Origin of the sequence: Mesorhizobium sp. M0664, from assembly GCF_040320565.1 — a bacterium.
GTDB lineage: Bacteria > Pseudomonadota > Alphaproteobacteria > Rhizobiales > Rhizobiaceae > Mesorhizobium.
The window spans coordinates 18,986-37,212 of record NZ_JAMYPW010000012.1 but is presented as its reverse complement, the minus strand read 5'-3'; the positions used below and the strand labels follow the sequence as shown (position 1 = coordinate 37,212).

11 protein-coding genes are annotated in these 18,227 nt (G+C 63.1%); 4 read left to right on the top strand and 7 right to left on the bottom strand.

Going from position 1 to position 18,227, the window contains the following annotated elements; genetic code table 11:
* Positions 1 to 366 precede the first annotated feature (366 nt).
* Positions 367 to 5,097, top strand: a complete 4,731-nt coding sequence (gene gltB, locus NKI39_RS14320; protein ID WP_352832460.1) for a glutamate synthase large subunit — start codon at positions 367 to 369, stop codon at positions 5,095 to 5,097.
* A 143-nt stretch (positions 5,098 to 5,240) separates the two neighbouring features.
* Positions 5,241 to 6,695 (top strand): glutamate synthase subunit beta, encoded by a 1,455-nt coding sequence (locus NKI39_RS14315; RefSeq protein WP_352818148.1) that lies wholly within the window; start codon positions 5,241 to 5,243, stop codon positions 6,693 to 6,695.
* A 22-nt stretch (positions 6,696 to 6,717) separates the two neighbouring features.
* Here NKI39_RS14315 and NKI39_RS14310 read toward each other — a convergent pair whose 3' ends face one another.
* Entirely contained in the window at positions 6,718 to 7,965 is a 1,248-nt protein-coding gene (locus NKI39_RS14310) for an SGNH/GDSL hydrolase family protein (RefSeq protein WP_352818145.1), read from the bottom strand.
* Between the two features lie 26 nt (positions 7,966 to 7,991).
* The gene (locus NKI39_RS14305) at positions 7,992 to 9,218 is read right to left on the bottom strand and encodes a lytic murein transglycosylase (protein WP_352564889.1); all 1,227 of its coding nucleotides are present in this window, start codon (positions 9,216 to 9,218) and stop codon (positions 7,992 to 7,994) included.
* Positions 9,219 to 9,425: 207 nt separating this feature from the next.
* On the opposite strand from NKI39_RS14305, the gene galU reads away from it, so the two are divergent.
* Positions 9,426 to 10,331, top strand: coding sequence for a UTP--glucose-1-phosphate uridylyltransferase GalU (gene galU, locus NKI39_RS14300; protein WP_352469528.1), 906 nt, complete (start codon positions 9,426 to 9,428; stop codon positions 10,329 to 10,331).
* A gap of 132 nt (positions 10,332 to 10,463) precedes the next feature.
* On the opposite strand, the gene NKI39_RS14295 is transcribed toward galU, so the two are convergent.
* Positions 10,464 to 12,203, bottom strand: coding sequence for an outer membrane beta-barrel protein (locus NKI39_RS14295; protein ID WP_502896416.1), 1,740 nt, complete (start codon positions 12,201 to 12,203; stop codon positions 10,464 to 10,466).
* 177 nt (positions 12,204 to 12,380) lie between these two features.
* Here NKI39_RS14295 and NKI39_RS14290 point away from each other — a divergent pair, with 177 nt between their 5' ends.
* Complete coding sequence (locus NKI39_RS14290; protein ID WP_352832537.1) at positions 12,381 to 13,382, top strand: KpsF/GutQ family sugar-phosphate isomerase; 1,002 nt, start codon at positions 12,381 to 12,383, stop codon at positions 13,380 to 13,382.
* A gap of 7 nt (positions 13,383 to 13,389) precedes the next feature.
* Here the strand turns inward: NKI39_RS14290 and NKI39_RS14285 are convergent, their stop codons facing one another.
* The 4 genes from NKI39_RS14285 to NKI39_RS14270 form a co-directional block, all read right to left on the bottom strand.
* Complete coding sequence (locus tag NKI39_RS14285; protein WP_352539358.1) at positions 13,390 to 13,854, bottom strand: NfeD family protein; 465 nt, start codon at positions 13,852 to 13,854, stop codon at positions 13,390 to 13,392.
* 10 nt (positions 13,855 to 13,864) lie between these two features.
* Positions 13,865 to 14,815 carry an SPFH domain-containing protein gene (locus NKI39_RS14280; protein ID WP_352539357.1) on the bottom strand — a complete coding sequence of 317 codons (951 nt, stop codon included), beginning with the start codon at positions 14,813 to 14,815 and terminating at the stop codon, positions 13,865 to 13,867.
* A 130-nt stretch (positions 14,816 to 14,945) separates the two neighbouring features.
* The gene (hemH, locus tag NKI39_RS14275; RefSeq protein ID WP_352832456.1) at positions 14,946 to 16,010 is read right to left on the bottom strand and encodes a ferrochelatase; all 1,065 of its coding nucleotides are present in this window, start codon (positions 16,008 to 16,010) and stop codon (positions 14,946 to 14,948) included.
* 150 nt (positions 16,011 to 16,160) lie between these two features.
* Positions 16,161 to 18,188: a 5'-nucleotidase C-terminal domain-containing protein gene (locus NKI39_RS14270; RefSeq protein ID WP_352832453.1), complete on the bottom strand. Its 2,028-nt coding sequence runs from the start codon at positions 18,186 to 18,188 to the stop codon at positions 16,161 to 16,163.
* Positions 18,189 to 18,227: the final 39 nt, after the last annotated feature.

Genomic DNA, 18,227 nt, shown 5'->3' with positions numbered 1-18,227 from the left:
ATGCAGCGACGGAAGGTTACGCTGACACGGCGTTCCGCGCAATTTTCTGTCGCGAAAGCTTCAAGAAATTTGTGAATCGGTCTTGTGTGCATCCAAAATTTCTGTCATAAAAATTTAGGACAGTAGTGCTGTCTTATTTTGTCGCACAAAACTGGCCGCATTGGCATATGATTGCGCCTCTGCGGCCATTGCCGCGAGCGACAGCTAGACAGTCTGGCTCCGGCCTGTACGAATACCATATGCGAACCATGCGGAAAGCCGCACGGTCGGCAAGAATTTCGCAAGACGTGCCGCAGATTGAAAGGGGAGCCACGCGCTTCCCGACGGAAACCAGCGCCCGAAGGGGACGGAACGGAGGACAGGACGATGACGGACATGACGCCATCTGCGACGAAGGCCGCGCAGACGACAGCGGCAGCCGTCAAAAATCCGTCCCTGACCAATATTCGGCGAACCAGCACCGGCTATGCTGCGCACGGCCTCTATGATCCGCGCAACGAGCATGATGCCTGCGGCGTCGGCTTCATCGTCAACATGAAGGGCGTGAAGTCGCACCAGATCGTCGAGGACGGCCTTGCCGTGCTCGAAAACCTGACGCATCGCGGCGCGGTCGGCGCCGATCCGCTGATGGGTGACGGCGCCGGCGTGCTGGTGCAGCTGCCGGACCGCTTCTTCCGCGAGGAGATGGCCAAGCAAGGGGTCGAACTGCCGAAGCCCGGCCACTACGCCGTCGGCCACGTGTTCATGCCGCGCGACCCGGAGCTGCAGGCGCATATCGAAGGCATCATCGCCGAGGTGGCGCAGCTCGAGGGCCAGCCGCTGCTCGGCTTTCGCGACGTGCCGGTCGACAATTCGTCGCTGTCGAAGGCGCCCGACATAGCCGCTTCCGAGCCGGTGCACCGGCAGGTGTTCCTGGGCCGCGGCGCCGAGATCGAGAACGACGACGATTACGAGCGGCGGCTCTACATCCTGCGCAAGGTCATTTCCGGCCGTATCCACGAAGAGACCAAAGGCGTCGACAACGGCTTCTATGTCGTCTCGATGTCGTCGCGGACCATCGTCTACAAGGGCATGTTCCTGGCCTATCAGGTCGGCGCCTACTACAAGGATCTCACCGACCCGCGTTTCGAGACGGCGCTGATCCTGGTTCACCAGCGCTTCTCGACCAACACGTTCCCGTCGTGGAAGCTGGCGCATCCCTACCGCATGGTCGCCCACAATGGCGAGATCAACACCCTGCGCGGCAACGTCAACTGGATGGCGGCGCGGCAGGCTTCGGTCGATTCCGAACTGTTCGGCAACGACATCTCGAAGCTGTGGCCGATCTCCTATGAAGGGCAGTCCGACACCGCCTGCTTCGACAATGCGCTCGAATTCCTGACGCAGGGCGGCTATTCGCTCGCCCACGCCATGATGATGCTGATCCCGGAAGCCTGGGCCGGCAACAAGCTGATGGGTCAGGACCGCAAGGCCTTCTACGAGTATCACGCAGCGCTGATGGAGCCGTGGGACGGGCCAGCGGCGGTTGCCTTCACCGACGGCCGCCAGATCGGTGCCACGCTCGACCGCAACGGGCTGCGGCCGGCGCGCTACATCGTCACCGATGACGACCGCGTCATCATGGCTTCGGAAGCCGGCGTGCTGCCAGTGCCGGAGGAAAGGATCGTCAAGAAGTGGCGGCTGCAGCCCGGCCGCATGCTGCTGATCGACCTGGACAAGGGCCGCATCGTTTCCGACGAGGAAATCAAGTCGGAGATCGCGACCAGGCATCCCTACAAGAGCTGGCTCGCCAACACACAGCTCATCCTCGAGGATCTGAACCCGGTCGAGCCGCGCGCCCTGCGCAGGGATGTCTCACTGCTCGACCGCCAGCAGGCGTTTGGCTACACCCAGGAGGACACCAAGCTGTTGATGTCGCCGATGGCGACCACCGGCCAGGAAGCCGTCGGGTCGATGGGTACCGACACGCCGATTTCGGCAATGTCGGACAGATCGAAGCTGCTCTACACCTATTTCAAGCAGAATTTCGCACAGGTCACCAATCCGCCGATCGACCCGATCCGCGAGGAGCTGGTGATGAGCCTGGTGTCCTTCATCGGGCCGCGGCCCAACATCTTCGATCTTGTCGGCAATTCGCGCCGCAAGCGGCTCGAAGTGCGCCAACCGATCCTGACGAACGGCGATCTGGAGAAGCTGCGCTCCGTCGGCCACACCGAAGACCGTTTCGACACCAAGACGATCGACATCACTTACGGTTCGAATGAAGGCGCGGCCGGCATGCAGGGCGCCATCGACCGGCTGTGCGAGCGCGCCGAGGCGGCGGTCGCAGGCGGCTACAACATCATCATCCTTTCGGACCGTCAGCTCGGGCCGGATCGCATTGCCATTCCGGCGCTGCTGGCAACGGCGGCCGTGCACCATCATTTGATCCGCAAGGGATTGCGCACCTCGGTTGGGCTCGTCGTGGAATCCGGCGAGCCGCGCGAGGTGCATCATTTCTGCTGTCTCGCCGGCTACGGCGCCGAGGCGATCAATCCCTATCTCGCTTTCGACACGCTGCTCGACATGCACAAGCGTGGCGAATTGCCAGCGGAGGTCGATGCCTACGAGGTCGTCTCCCGCTACATCAAGTCGATCGGCAAGGGCATCCTCAAGGTGATGTCCAAGATGGGCATCTCGACCTACCAGTCCTATTGCGGCGCGCAGATCTTCGACGCCATCGGGCTCAAGTCGGATTTCGTGCAGAAGTACTTCACCGGCACGGCGACGCTGATCGAAGGCGTCGGGCTGGACGAGATCGCCGCCGAAACGGTCAGCCGCCACACCGACGGCTTCGGCAACGACCCGGTGCTGCGCAACAGCCTCGAGGTCGGCGGCGAATACATGTTCCGCATGCGCGGCGAGGCCCATATCTGGTCGCCCGACGCAGTGGCGACCTTGCAGCACGCCGTGCGCCAAGGCTCGTGGGAGACGTTCAAGGACTATTCCGCCCAGATCGACAGCGAGACGGCGCAGGCGCAGACCATTCGCGGCCTGTTCAAGATCAAGCTTGCGCAAGAGACCGGGCGCAAGAAGGTCAAGCTCGACGAGGTGATGCCGGCGGCCGATATCGTCAAGCGCTTCTCGACCGGGGCGATGTCCTTCGGCTCGATCTCAAGGGAAGCGCACACGACGCTGGCGCGCGCCATGAACGCCATCGGCGGCAAGTCGAACACCGGCGAGGGCGGCGAAGAGGCCGATCGCTATCTGCCACTGCCGGGCGGCGGCAAGAACCCCGAACGCTCGGCGATCAAGCAGGTCGCCTCGGGACGCTTTGGCGTCACGGCGGAGTATCTTGTCAATTCCGACATGATGCAGATCAAGGTCGCGCAAGGGGCGAAGCCAGGCGAGGGCGGCCAGCTGCCGGGTCACAAGGTCGATGCGACCATAGCAAAGGTCAGGCACTCGACGCCGGGCGTCGGCCTGATCTCGCCGCCGCCGCATCACGACATCTATTCGATCGAGGATCTGGCGCAGCTCATCTACGACCTGAAGAACGTCAATCCGGCGGCCGACGTATCGGTCAAGCTGGTCTCGGAAGTCGGCGTCGGCACGGTTGCGGCCGGCGTCGCCAAGGCGCGTGCCGACCACATCACCATATCAGGCTATGACGGCGGCACCGGTGCCTCGCCGCTGACCTCGCTCAAGCATGCCGGCAGCCCGTGGGAGATGGGCCTTGCCGAGACGCACCAGACGCTGGTGCTCAACGGCCTCAGGTCGCGCGTCGCGCTGCAGGTCGATGGCGGCCTGCGCACCGGGCGTGACGTCATTATCGGCGCACTGCTCGGCGCCGACGAGTTCGGCTTTTCGACCGCGCCGTTGATCGCGGCCGGCTGCATCATGATGCGCAAGTGCCATCTCAACACCTGCCCCGTCGGCGTCGCGACACAGGACCCGGTGCTGCGCAAGCGCTTCAAGGGCACGCCCGAGCACGTCATCAACTTCTTCTTCTATGTGGCGGAAGAGGTGCGGGCGCTGCTTGCCGAGATGGGCTACACCCATCTCGACCAGATCATCGGCGACACCGACCTTCTGGAAAAGCGCGAGCTGATCCAGCACTGGAAGGCACGCGGGCTCGACTTCAGCAAGATGTTCTACAAGCCCGATGCGCCGCACGAGGCGGTGCACTGGACCGAGCGGCAGAAGCATCCGATCGACGACGTGCTCGACCGCAAGCTGATCGACCTCGCAAAGCCGGCGCTCGAAGCCAGGCAGCCGGTCAGTATCGAACTGCCGATCCGCAACGTCGACCGTTCGACCGGCGCCATGCTGTCGGGCGAGGTGGCAAAGCGCTTCAAGCACAAGGGCCTGCGCGAGGACACGATCTCGGTCAAGCTCACCGGCACGGCCGGCCAGTCCTTTGGCGCCTTCCTGGCGCGCGGTGTCTCGTTCGAACTGGTGGGCGCCGCCAACGACTATGTCGGCAAGGGCCTGTCGGGTGGCCGCATCGTCATCCGCCCGCCGGAGAACACGAAAATCGTTGCTGCCGAGTCCATTATTGTCGGCAATACCGTGCTCTACGGCGCAACCGAGGGCGAGGCCTATTTCTGCGGCGTTGCCGGCGAGCGTTTTGCCGTGCGCAATTCGGGTGTCGCCGCCGTCGTTGAAGGCGTCGGCGACCATGGTTGCGAATACATGACTGGCGGTATCGTCGTCGTCATCGGCCAGACCGGCCGCAACTTCGCCGCCGGCATGTCGGGCGGCGTCGCCTATGTGCTCGACGAGGCGGGTGATTTCGCCGAACGCTGCAACATGGCGATGGTCGAGCTGGAGCCGGTTCCGGAAGAGGACGACCTGATGGAAAAGCTGCTCCACCATGGCGGCGATCTCGACCATAAGGGCCGTGTCGACGTATCCGGCGATATGACCAGCCATGACGAGGAGCGGCTCTACCAGCTGATCTCCAACCACGTCCACTACACCGGCTCGGTACGAGGTCGCGAAATCCTCGACGACTGGGCGACTTTCCGGCCGAAATTCCGGAAGATCATGCCGGTCGAATACCGCCGCGCGCTGATCGAGATGGAGCGGATGCGCATGAACGTGGCGGCGGAATAGATTTGGAAATTGCCGGGAGGCCATGCGTCCCGGCAACCATCTTCATCAACAATCCTGACCTCGGACTGAAGGTTGCCACAGCTGCCTTATGAGGTTAACGGGTGCGTCGCCAGGCGTGCCTTCCGGACAGCAGGGACTGGACTATGGGCAAGGTAACAGGGTTTCTCGAGATCGACCGGCAGGTGCACAAGTACCAGCCGGCTTCCGACCGCATCCGGCATTTCCGCGAGTTCACGCTGCCGATGTCGGACAAGGAGGTCGAGAAACAGGCCGCGCGGTGCATGGATTGCGGCATTCCTTATTGCCATGGACCGACCGGCTGCCCGATCCACAACCAGATCCCGGACTGGAACGACCTCGTCTACAATGGCGACTGGGAAAACGCGATCCGCAACCTGCATTCGACCAACAATTTTCCGGAATTTACCGGCCGCATCTGCCCCGCACCTTGCGAGGAAGCCTGCACGCTGAACCTCGAGGATATTCCGGTCGCCATCAAGACCATCGAGCAGGCCATTGCCGACAAAGCCTATGAAACCGGCCATATCCGGCCCTATCCGCCGGAACGGAAGACCGGCAAGCGCGTCGCGATCATCGGCTCGGGGCCGGCAGGCATGGCGGCTGCCCAGCAACTCGGCCGCGCAGGCCATGACGTTCACGTCTATGAGCGCGAGAGCCGGCCGGGCGGGCTGATGCGCTACGGCATCCCCGATTTCAAGATCGAGAAGCATTATATCGACCGGCGCATCGAGCAGATGCAGGGCGAAGGTGTCAGCTTCCATTGTGGCGTCAATGTGGGCGTCGACAAGCCGGTCGCCGAACTGCTCGCCGAATATGACGCCGTGCTCTATTGCGGCGGCTCCGAAACGCCGCGTCCGGCCAACATCCCGGGCGACGATCTCGACGGCGTGCACGACGCCATGCCGTATCTGGTGCAGCAGAACAAGCGTATCGGCGGCGAGCCGATCCAGTCGGTGGCATGGCCGTCGCGCCCGATCGTCGCCGGCGGCCAGCACGTCGTCGTCGTCGGCGGCGGCGACACTGCCTCAGACTGCGTCGGCACCGCCTTCCGCCAGGGCGCGGTGCGCGTCACCCAGCTCGACATCCGGCCGCAGCCGCCGGAAAAGGAGGACAAGCTGTCGGTCTGGCCCTACTGGGCGACCAAGATGCGCACGTCGTCGTCGCAGGCCGAAGGCGCCGAGCGCGAATTCCAGGTGGCGACGCTTGAATTCATCGGCGAAGACGGCCAGCTGACCGGGGTCAAATGCTGCGAGGTCGACGAAAAGCGCAAGCCGATCGCGGGCACGGAATTCGTCATCCGCGCCGATCTCGCGTTCATCGCCATCGGCTTTGCCGGGCCAGCCGCTCGCGGGCCGATCTCGGAACTCGACGGGCAGATGAAGATCGTCATCGACAGCCGCCGTTCGAAGAATGTCGAGGCCAATGACCGGGACTACAGGACCAGCGTCGAAAGGCTCTATGCGGCGGGCGACGTGCGGCGCGGCCAGTCGCTGGTCGTCTGGGCGATCCGCGAGGGTCGCCAGGCGGCGCGCGCCATCGACGAGGCGCTGATGGGATCGAGCGTGCTGCCGCGCTGAGCCCGTTCCGAAGAGGTTCTGTTTACTGGCGGATCGCCGTCGTCGTATCGGATGCGGCCGCCGTCGCAGGCTGTGTCTTGGGCGGCCAGGAGAAATCGTCGGCGCGGCCCGGTGAGGCGTCGGGCGCCTTGCCCTCGACGATCAGCCTTTCGCCCGGCAAATTCTTGTCAGCTTTTGCCGGCGGGGCGGCGCCGAGAAGTTCCGAGCCGCCGTCCAGCGCCGGATCGCTGAGCAGCATCGGCACGGTGCGATCGACAGCTATCGGTGCCGCGGCAGGTGCCGGCGCCTCGACGGGAGCGCCGGCCGGGGCAGAAGCCGTCACCACGCTTCCTGGCGCGGCCAGCCCCAGGATCTTCATCAGCGGCTTTTCGGTATAGAAGGCGAGCTTGCGCTTGCCGGCCTTCGACATGTTGATGCCGTCGTCGGAGCGCAGGCGCACCGATTGGCCGTTGATGTCCGGTCCGCTGGTGATGAAGGCGCCGTTCTCGTCGACGAACCCGTCCCAGACGTCGACGAATTCGCCGCCGTGGCTTTCGGCGGACGAGCGGAAGATGTCGTTGAAGGCCAGCATGTCGGAGGTCATTTTCGAGACCCGGAAGGCCGGCATGCCGACCCACAGATACGGCACCTTGGTTGCGGCGATGGCCTTGCCGAACGCATCGGTCCGGCGCTCGTATTCCTTGGTCCAGTTTTCGGATCGCGGCTGCTCGCGTACATCGCCGACGCGCATCTGCTGCCGGTCGTTGGATCCGAGCATGACGACGACGGCTGCCGGTTTTTCGGCAGCGATCAGCGACTTGACCTGTTCTGGCCAGTTGTAGACATCGTCACGCACGAAGCCCGACGATCCGTTGGCACGGACGACGATCCTGACGCCGGTGTTTTCAGCAAACGCGGCGTCGAGCCCCTCAGCCAGCCCAGACGCCATGAAATCGCCGACCACCAGAACGACGCGTGCACCCGGCGCCTTCTCGGCCACTGGGGTTGTCGGCTCGGCCGGCGGCGGCCGGCTAACTGACCGGGGCTTTCTCAGCTTGGGCCTGGGCTTTGTTCTCTGGAATTCTCGCTGGTATTCGGGCGGCGGCTGCTCAAACCGCTCGCTTCTGCGCGGAAACAACAGGTCGCGCAGCGACCAGCCACGACTTTCCGGCTCCTGCGCCATGGCCGCGGTATGAAAGGCACTGGCGCCGCCGACCGCCAGAACGGCGATCGCCAGAACGAGGATCGGCACGCGACGAACGATTAACCGGATGCGCGCAGCCGAAACCAATCACCCTCTCCATCCCGCAACCGGCTCTAGTTCTGCCTGAGCCATTTCAGCACTTCCTTGCTCGGATACCCGTCCTGGGTCAAGCCAGCCTTTGCCTGGAAGGCCATGATGGCGGTTTTCGATCCGTCACCGATCTTGCCGTCGAACTTGCCGTCGTAATAGCCGTGCTCGGAAAGTCGCTTCTGAAGCTCCTGCCTTTCCTCGAAGGAGAGCTTGGTAAACGGTCGCTTCCAGTCCTGCACAAGCCCGCCATAGCCGGCAATTTCGTCGGCAAGAAGGCCCACGGCGAGCGCATATTTGTCGGCATTGTTGTAACGCTTGATGACCGAGAAATTCTTGATCATCAGGAAAGCCGGCCCGCCGCTGCCGCCGGGCAGCTTCAACGTCGCCTTGTCCGCACCGTTCTTGAACGGCTTGCCGTTGGCACGGCTGACCCCCAGCGCCTGCCATTGCGACAGCGACTTTGAGCCTCCGGGCAGCTTCTTGCCGTCCGGAAGGCTGACCTCATAACCCCAGGTCTTGCCTGCCTGCCAGCCGTTCTTCCTCAGCAAATTGGCGGCTGTCGCCAGTGCGTCGGGAATCGAATTCCAGATGTCGCGCTTGCCGTTGCCGTCCATATCGACCGCATAGGACTGGTAGCTGGTGGGGATGAACTGGGTATGGCCCATCGCGCCGGCCCATGAGCCGCTGAGATGGCTTTCGTCGATGTCGCCGGTCTGCAGGATCTTCAGCGCCGCGATCAGCTGGGTGCGGGCAAATTTCGCTCGCTTCGGATCGGCATAACCAAGCGTCGCCAGCGAGCGCACGACATTGCGCATGATATCATCGCGCTTGAGAGTTTCGCCGTAGTTCGATTCCATAGACCAGATGGCCAGCAGGATGTAGCGGTCGACGCCGTATCTTGCCTCGATCCTGTCCAGCCAAGGCTTCCATTTCCTTGCCATCTGCTGGCCGACGGCGACCGACTGGTCATGGACGCGGTTGTCGAAATAATCCCAGGCGGGTGCGGTGAATTCGGGTTGAGTACGGGCCTTTTCCAGTACCACCGGGTCAGCATCGTTGATGCCCTTGAATGCCTGGTCGTAGACGGAGCCGGAAACGCCGCTCGCCACGGCGGTAGCACGGAAGCTGGCGACCCATTGGCGGAAGCCGGCATCGGCAAAAGCCGGCCCGCTGGGCATGAGCAAAGCAAGCGAGAGGCTGGCGGCCGTCAGGACGCTGGTGAAGCGCCTTGCGGCGTTGCGAACGGACATCTTTTCCTCCTTCTTCATCTCAGGAAGACTATTCATCGCCGAACCCGGTTAGCATTTGGTTTACCATAGGTGCCGTGCGGGGTGAAAAGATGCGTCAATGCTTTACCAGCTGAGATTTATGACCCGCCGTTCAGTAATCCTCGATTTCGGCATGAAAATGTCTCGAATCGGGATTGCCGAACAGGCATGCAAATGGATAATTGGCACATGAAGAGAGTTCGCAAGGCAGTGTTCCCGGTTGCCGGTCTCGGCACGCGCTTTCTCCCTGCTACCAAGGCCATTCCCAAGGAAATGCTGACGGTCGTCGACAGGCCGGTCATCCAGTATGTGGTCGATGAGGCGCGCGATGCCGGGATCGAGCATTTCATCTTCGTGACCGGCCGCAACAAGGCGGTCATCGAGGATCACTTCGATGTCCAGTTCGAGCTCTACGACACGCTTGCGCAGCGCGGCAAGGACGACCAGCTCGCCCGCCTGCAGCGGCTGCAACCGGCGCCGGGGCAGACCAGCTTCACCCGCCAGCAGGTACCGCTCGGCCTTGGCCACGCCGTCTGGTGCGCGCGCGAGCTCGTCGGCGACGAGCCCTTTGCGCTGCTATTGCCCGACATGATCATGCAGTCGGAAAAAAGCTGCATGAAGGACATGGTCGAGCTTTACGCCGAGACCGGCAACAACATCGTCGCCGTGCAGGAATGCGATCCGGCCGAGGCGCACAAATACGGCATTGTCGGCCGCGGCGAGGACGCGCATCACGGTTTCCGCATCACCGGCATGGTGGAAAAGCCGAAGACCGGCACGGAGCCGTCGAACCTCTACATCAACGGGCGCTATATCCTGCAGCCGGAGATATTCAAGATACTCGAAGGTCAGGAAAAAGGCGCCGGCAACGAGATCCAGCTCACCGATGCAATGCTGAAGCTGCAGAAGCAACAGCCCTTCTACGGCTACCACTACCGCGGGCGGACGTTCGACTGCGGCTCGCCCGAAGGCTTCGTCGAGGCCAACGTTGCCTTCGCACTGTGGCGCAGAGACATGAATGCGAGCATGGCCGGTGTCATTCGCACGCTTCTCGACGAACTCGCGCCGTCAGAACGCCGCGGCATAGCCTTGTAGTTTCAACACCGGTTGCCGCGCTGATCGGCCAAAGCGCGCCGCGTTCGACCGGCCTCATGCGACGCGCTTTAGGTTCTTGTTTTAGGCAAGTCGTTATCGCAAAACCGCTGCACACTTTTGCGCGACATGCATTTAGCGCTGCAACTTCAAGCCGACGAAGATACTGTTGGCCGTGTAGTCGCGCCCAATCAGGTTGCTGGTCAGTTTTTCAGTCCTGGCGCGGGTGGTGAGCCCGGTGTAGCGGTTCAGCCACCACGTCAGCCCAGCCTCGGCGCTCAGCGTCAAATCATGATCGTCGGAGCCGGTATAGTCGCGCCATTCGAGGCCGAGAGCGGCATTTCCGGTCAGGTTGGCGCGGATCTGCCGCTCGCCGGTGAGGCTGCCGGAATAGAGCATGTCGCCGCTTTCGCCCGCATTCGTCGTGTTCTCGGCGGTCGTCTGTGCGGTGAGCCCGATCGTGGTGCCGCGTTCCGGCGACCATTTGAGATCGGCATTGACCGTCGCGCCCGAAATAGCCGGCAGGGCATCGTCGTCGATAGCTTCGCGCAGCCAGCCGACCGAGAACTCGCCGGTAAGCTTCTCGCGGAGATCGAGCTCGACGCCGGCCCGTGCGCCAAGCCTGGTCGAGGAGCGCTGGAAGCCGTTTGGATCGACGCGCAAATCATAAGCGCGCCGGCCGATCTCGATTTCGGTGAACGGGGTGATGGCAGGCGAGATCTCGTAACCGGTACGCAAAATGGCCGTGTAGAGCGTCGAGTCGCGGCCCTTCTGCGACAGCGATCCGCCCGACGAAAGCTTGGCGTCGCCAAAGATGTCGTGCTCGATCGCGCCGGTCAGCGCGAAGCGCATCTTGCCGGCATCCTTCTCGACGGCGAGACTGCCGTTCACGGTCTGGCGCACCGGCTGGCCAACGGCGCCGACGACCGCGTCCGGCGCCGAGGCCGATTCGGGCACGGCCTCATAGCCCAGCTTGGCGATGGCGCGCAGATCATTGTCGAGATCGATGTTGAGTGTGCCGTCGACGCGGCCTTGCGCCTCGTGAATGTCATAGCCGGACAAGGTTTCGCGGAAGATGCCATAGCCCTCAACCGTCGCCGAATTCTCCCTCCAGTCGGAGACGGCGTTGAAGCGCAGTGTCGTTTCCGACAGCAAGGCCGGCTTGCCGAGGCTGCTCGAATCGGCGTTTGTCGAAGACGTCAGGCCTTGCTCGAGCGTCGGCCGGATTACGAAAGAGCCGAGCTTGATGCCGGTGGCGGCGAACGGGTCGTCCTCGTTCTTTTTGTTCTGGCCTTCGATGGCTTCGGTGCGCTCGGCACCGGGGTCGAGCCTGAGCCTCTCGGCGGAATCGATGGTGACGGCACGGCGGTTGACCGTATCCTGCTCGTCTATAGCGGCGGTATCGGTGTCATCGGTCGCCGCCGCGGCTGCAGTCGCGGCTCTCTTGCGCTTCTGGCTGTCAGCGGTCTCGTCTTCGGCGTTGGCCGCATTGGCGGCGCGTGGCGTCGCGCTTGGCCGCCGTCGGGGTGGCGGAGCAGGGTTGTCGGGAAATGGGTCGCCGCTGGCCGCTGGTTGATCGAAAGTGCCGCCGGTTGTGGCCGCCTCGCCCGTGCCGTCGTCAGGCAACGCCCCTTGGCTGGCCGGGCGATAGGTAGGCAGCGGCGTATTGTCGTTGGCGGTTGCAGCAGCCTGCGCGGCTTGGGTTCCGGCTATGCTCGATTGCCTGATCTTGTACTGCTGTTCGTCCAGGATTGTCGATTCCGAAACCTCGCCGCGCAGCTCGGTTTCCTGGGCGCAAAGCAGTGCCGGCCGCGACAACGCAAAGACACTGGTTGCCAGCAGCAAAGCGCAGACCGCCTTGCCCTTTCGTCCCATTTTGTTTTGAGGCTGAAACCCGGACATCGGCACCACTGCTTGCGCGGCGCACGCGCGCCATACTTACGAAACCGTAAATGGGGATGGTTAACGGAGCGTTGAGGCATGGCCCATCAGGAGGTTCGGCACGGCAATTCCGTTGGACAGGCGCGCGCCGAAGCGCTAATCGCATCGTCCATGAACGTGAAATCCCCAGACAGGAAGCGGCATGACGGGCAGGCCGCGATTGCCTCGGCGCTGAGAACCGTGGCGACGGAGCAGGCCGGCGTCGCGGCACTGGCAGACGCTCTCGAAAACGGGCTGGCCGAGCCGTTCGCACGAGCCGTCGGCATGGTGTCGCAGATCGATGGCCGCGTCATCGTCACCGGGGTTGGCAAAAGCGGCCATATCGGCTCGAAGATCGCCGCAACGCTCGCCTCGACCGGCACGCCGGCCTTTTTCGTCCACCCTGCCGAAGCCAATCACGGCGACCTTGGCATGATCGCCAGAAACGACGCCATAATCGCGCTTTCGTGGTCGGGCGAAAGCCTTGAGCTCAAGGGCATCATCGCCTATTCGAGGCGCTTCTCGATCCCGCTGGTCGCGGTCACCGCGGGTGAAAAATCGGCTCTGGCGCGCGCGGCCGACGTTGTGCTTCTGCTGCCGCGAGCACCGGAAGCCTGCCCGCACGGGCTTGCGCCGACGACCTCGACACTATTGCAAATGGTGATGGGCGATGCGCTGGCCATCGCGCTGCTCGAGGCACGCGGCTTCACCCCGGACCATTTCCGCACGTTCCATCCCGGCGGCCAGCTCGGAGCCAACCTGACGCAGATCCGCGAGATCATGCATGTCGGCGACAGGCTGCCGCTGGTGTCGTCAGGTACCGGCATGCGCGAGGCAATCCTCGAATTGTCGCGCAAGGGGTTTGGCTGCGTGGCCGTGACTGCCGCGGACGGCAAGCTGATCGGCATCATCACCGATGGCGACATCAGGCGCCATATCGGCAGCGATCTCCTGGCAATGAGCGTCGATCAGGTGATGACCAGAGAGCCGAAAATGGCTTCGCCCGACACGCTTGTTGCGACGGCGCTGCAGACAATCAACGACTCGGCTATCACCAGCCTGATGGTGGTCGAAGGCAGGCAGCCGATCGGGCTCGTCCATCTGCACGACCTGCTGCGCATCGGTGCTGCCTAGCGGGTTCCTAGACCGCCTCGACCGTCAGTTCCAGGTCGGTATCAGCGGCGCCCGTCACGCGCACTTGCGTGCCGGCCGGCAGGTCAGGGCCGGAGACGCGCCACAACGTGTCGCCCAGCTTTATGCGGCCGCGCCCGTCCTTGATCGGCTCGGCAAGGGTCGCCGTCCGGCCGACCATCTGTGCGCCGCGACGGTTGAGCAGGGGCTGGTCGGTTTCATCATGGCGCCCGCCCACCAGCCGCTTTCCGACATAGGCCGAGACCAGCGACAGCGCGAGGAAGGCGAGGACCTGGATCTGCCAGGTCCAGAAACCGGCATCCCAGACGAGCAGTGAGACGACGCCGATCAACAGCGCGGCAATGCCGATCCACAGCATGAAAATGCCCGGCGCGATGACCTCCATTACCAGCAGGACGAAGCCGAGGACCATCCAGCTCCACGGGCCGAGTTCAGAAACAATGCGGCCGAGCATGGCTGTGGCCTCAGGTTTCGCTCGGACGAACGACCGGCGGGCGGGCGGCCTGTCGTGCGGCACCGGCGGTGCCTTCGCTTCGGAAAACTTCCTTGGCGATTTCGCCAATACCGCCGAGCGTGCCGATCAGCGATGAGGCCTCCATCGGCATCAGCACGAGCTTGCTGTTTGTCGCTGAGCCGATCCTGGTCAGCGCTTCGGTGTATTTCAGCGCGACGAAGTAGTTGAGCGCCTGCACGTCGCCTTTGGAAATCGCCTCCGACACCACCTGCGTGGCGCGTGCTTCAGCCTCGGCCGAGCGCTCGCGCGCCTCGGCATCGCGGAAGGCGGCTTCCTTGCGGCCTTCGGCCTCCAGGATCTGCGATTGCTTGAGGCCTTCGGCGGCGAGGATCTGCGCGCGCTTATTGCGCTCGGCCATCATCTGTCGGCCCATCGATTCGACGAGATTGGCCGGCGGGTTGATGTCCTTGATCTCGACACGAGTGATCTTGATGCCCCAGGGATGCGCCGCCTCGTCAACGACGCGCAGCAGGCGCTCGTTGATGGCGTCGCGGTTCGACAAAAGTTCGTCGAGGTCCATCGAGCCCATCACGGTGCGGATGTTGGTCATCGTGAGATTGAGAATCGCATTCTGCAGGCCGGAGACCTGGTAGGCGGCCTGCGCCGCGTTGAGCACCTGATAGAAGGCGATGCCATCGACTGCAACGGTGGCATTGTCGCGGGTGATGATCTCCTGCGTCGGTACGTCGAGCACCTGCTCCATCATGTTCATCTTGGCGCCGACACGGTCGACGAAAGGCACGATCAGGTTGAGGCCCGGGTTCAATGTCTTGGTGTAACGGCCAAAACGTTCGACGGTATAATTATAGCCTTGCGGAATTGTTCGGATGCCCTTGATAAGCACCAGCACGACAAGGGCGACAAGAACAAGAAGCGCGATATCAAAACCACTGAAACCCATTTGGCTCTCCCCTCAAAGGCCGGCCATGTTGGATATTCCACGCGACCGATTCCACCAAACACTTAAGTGTGTTTCAGCAATGTTACAATCAGGTGATCACGGATTGCGGGTGCATAGACGGGTGATCTGTTCAGGCCCAGCCGGACAGCTCGCGCCGCACCATCGCCTCGATCACCGCCATGCCCTCGGCACTGTCGTTGAGGCAAGGGATGTGTGCGAACTTTTCGCCGCCGGCATGATGGAAGGTCTCGGACGCTTCCCTGCCGATCTCGTCCAGCGTCTCGATGCAGTCGACGGAAAATCCTGGATTGACGATGGCGACCGATTTCACGCCTTCGCGCCCTAGTCTTTCGACCGTCTTGTCGGTGTAGGGCTGCAGCCACTCCTGCGCGCCGAAGCGCGACTGGAAGGTGGTAATCAGCTTGTTTTCATCCCAGCCGAGCTTTTCGCGCAGCAGTCGGGTCGTCTCGAGGCAATGGGCCTGGTAGGGGTCGCCCTTGTCGGAATAGGGTTTCGGAATGCCGTGATAGGAAGCAATGACAATTTCCGGTTCGAATCCGAGGCTCGCCAGATGCTTTTCGACCGAACGGGCGAGCGCCTCGATATAGGCCGGCTCGTTGTAATAGGGTGGCACGCTGCGAATGGCCGGGGCGCGGCGCATCTTCATCAGCGCGCGAAACAGCTGGTCGTTGGCAGTCGCAGTCGTCGTCGCCGAATATTGCGGATAGAGCGGGAAAGACAGGATGCGGTCGCAGCCTTGCTCGACCAGTCTCTCGGCCACGCTCTCGGTCGAAGGGTTGCCGTAGCGCATCGCCCAGTCGACGACGACATTGGGTAGCTCGCCGAGCGCGAGCCCGAGCTTCTCGGCCTGGGCGCGGGTGTAGGTTCGCAGCGGCGACTCGTTGCGCTCCCGGTTCCATATCCTGGCATAGTTGGCCCCTGATTTCTTCGGCCGGGTGGTGAGGACCACGCCGTAGAGGATCGGATACCAGATCGCCTTGTTGAGCTCGATGACGCGCGGATCGGACAGGAACTCCCGGAGGTAGCGCCACATCGGCTTGAAGCCGGTGCCGTCCGGGGTGCCGAGATTGATCAGCATGACACCGACCTTGCCGGTCCTGACCAGAGGGCGCCCTGCCGACGGCGAGGCGGCAGTCTTCTCGGCGTTGATTTCAGCAGGGTTGGCAAGCGTCATGAGGTTCTCCAACACCGCGAACCAACGGTGCCGCGGCGAAAGTAGCGATGCCGCGCCGGTTTTCAAATGCTGCGTCTGGGCGCACCTTATCCCAGAAATGCAACACCCGCCCGGTCTGCCGGGCGGGTGCATTGCGTTCCTGCGGCCGGATTACTTTGAGGCCGCCGGGATCGTCAAGGTTGCGCCGACCGGAAGGCGGCGTGGCTCGTAGGCTTTGTTGGCATCGGAGACTATTTTCCATTTGGTGCCGTCGCCATAAGCCTTCACCGCGAGATCCCAATAGGTATCGCCGGCGACGATTACATGGCTGCTTTCGGCCGGTGCCGGCTCAGCCGGAGCAGGGGTCGCCGGAGCCGGTGTGGCTGGAGCCGCAGGTGCCGCCGGCTGGGCCGGCTCGGCGGGTGCGGGTGCCGGCGCTGTTTCAGCCGGGACGGCCGGCGGCGTCTTGGAAATGTCGCCGGAGCCGGCCGGCATTTCGGGCATTGCCGGCTCAACGGGCTTTGCCGGCGCAGCCTCAGCAGGTTTTGGCAGTTCGGCAGGGTTGGCAGGTTCTGCGGCCGGGGCCACGGTCGCGGCGATCTCGGTGATGCGGCCGTCGAGCTTCGGCGTATAGGGCCGGTGCGCGCCTAGGTAGTCGGCGACGACCTGTTCCAGCCCCGGGCCGTAATCATAGGCGTTCTTGGCCTTCTCGGCGAACACCTTGTAGCCGTCGCCGCCCTGGCGGACATAGTTGTTGGTGGCGACCAGGTAATCCTTCTCCGGCTTAATCGGCGTCCAGGCGCCGCCTTCCATGACCTCGACCGATTTGACGCGTCCGTTAGGCGGCGCTGATTTGTCGAACGCATATTTCAGGCCGGCAACCTGCGGGAAGCGCCCGGCGCCGTCCTCGACCTGGCTGAGGCCGCTTTCGAGGCCGGCAACCAAATCCTTGCCGGAGATCTGGAAGGTCGCCAGCGTGTTCTGAAACGGCAGGACGGTGAGAACCTCGCCCATGGTGACGGTGCCCTGGTCGATGGAGGCGCGCAAGCCGCCGCCATTCGAGATGACGATCTCGACACCTTGGCCCTTGACCCGGTCGAGGACGGCGTCGGAGACCAGATTGCCCATCTCGCATTCGCGGGCGCGGCAGTTTTCGCGACTGCCGTCGATCGCCTTGGTGGTCTCGGCGACTTCCTTGTTCTTCAAGGCCTCGATCGGCGCGCCGAGTTCCTTGATGCGGGCAAGCACGGCGGGGTCGGGCGTGATCGATTTGTCGAGATGGATGGGATCGCCGCTTGCCTCCTTGACGACGCCGTTGTCGTGGAACACGACCTTGAACTCGCCGAGATATTTCGAATAGGACGCCGCCTGGACGACCGGCACTTTGTAACCGTCCGGATTGTCGACCATCGTCGGATATGGGCCTTCCGCCTTAGGGTCGGTGTTGGACAGCAGCGAATGGCTGTGGCCGCCGACCACCACGTCGATCCCGGAGATCTTGGCGATCACGTCGCGCTCGCGCTTGTAGCCGATATGGGTGACCGCGATGATCTTGTTGACGCCCTCTCGCTTCAGTTTCTCGACCTCAGCGGTGATCGACTTGACGTCGTCTTCGATGGCAATGTTCGGGCCAGGGGTGGCAAGCTCCGGCGTGTCGTTGGTGACCGCGCCGACGATGCCGATCTTCTGGCCGCCGACCTCGACCACGATCGACGGCTTGACGCGGTCGCCGAGCTTGGATTGCGCATTGGCCTTCACATTGGCGCCGAGCATCGGAAACTGGATCATGTCGAGAAACGGCGCCAGCGCCGACTCGCCATCGTCGAACTCATGGTTGCCGAGAGCCTCGGCATCGAATTTCATCTGGTTGAGGAATTCGCCTTCGGTCTTGCCTTTGTAGGTCGTGTAGAAGAGCGAGCCCTGGAAATTGTCGCCGGCGCTGAGCAGCAGCACGTTCTGGCCTTCCAGCTTCTTGCGCTCCTGCGCGATCGCGGTGACCAGGCGGGCGGCGCCGCCGACGCATTCGCCCTTGGTCTCCTCCTCGGCCGAGCAGGTCGATTCGTACTTGTTGTTGCTCTCGATGCGGCTATGCCAGTCGTTGATGTGCAGGATGTTGAGCGTATAGTCGGCAAAGGATACCCCTGCCGACAGGCCAAGCGCCGATGCCGACAGCGCGGCGATGGCAGCAATCTTCTTCATTCTCGTCTCCCGGATAACTTGACCAGAGGCGTTTAACGC

Coding starts and splice junctions, on each gene's coding strand:
- hemH (WP_352832456.1), bottom strand. CDS start 16,010: ATGACGCTTGCCAACCCTGCTGAAATCAACGCCGAGAAGACTGCCGCC.
- NKI39_RS14285 (WP_352539358.1), bottom strand. CDS start 13,854: ATGCTCGGCCGCATTGTTTCTGAACTCGGCCCGTGGAGCTGGATGGTC.
- gltB (WP_352832460.1), top strand. CDS start 367: ATGACGGACATGACGCCATCTGCGACGAAGGCCGCGCAGACGACAGCG.
- NKI39_RS14290 (WP_352832537.1), top strand. CDS start 12,381: ATGAACGTGAAATCCCCAGACAGGAAGCGGCATGACGGGCAGGCCGCG.
- NKI39_RS14315 (WP_352818148.1), top strand. CDS start 5,241: ATGGGCAAGGTAACAGGGTTTCTCGAGATCGACCGGCAGGTGCACAAG.
- NKI39_RS14280 (WP_352539357.1), bottom strand. CDS start 14,815: ATGGGTTTCAGTGGTTTTGATATCGCGCTTCTTGTTCTTGTCGCCCTT.
- NKI39_RS14295 (WP_502896416.1), bottom strand. CDS start 12,203: ATGGGACGAAAGGGCAAGGCGGTCTGCGCTTTGCTGCTGGCAACCAGT.
- NKI39_RS14305 (WP_352564889.1), bottom strand. CDS start 9,218: ATGTCCGTTCGCAACGCCGCAAGGCGCTTCACCAGCGTCCTGACGGCC.
- NKI39_RS14270 (WP_352832453.1), bottom strand. CDS start 18,188: ATGAAGAAGATTGCTGCCATCGCCGCGCTGTCGGCATCGGCGCTTGGC.
- galU (WP_352469528.1), top strand. CDS start 9,426: ATGAAGAGAGTTCGCAAGGCAGTGTTCCCGGTTGCCGGTCTCGGCACG.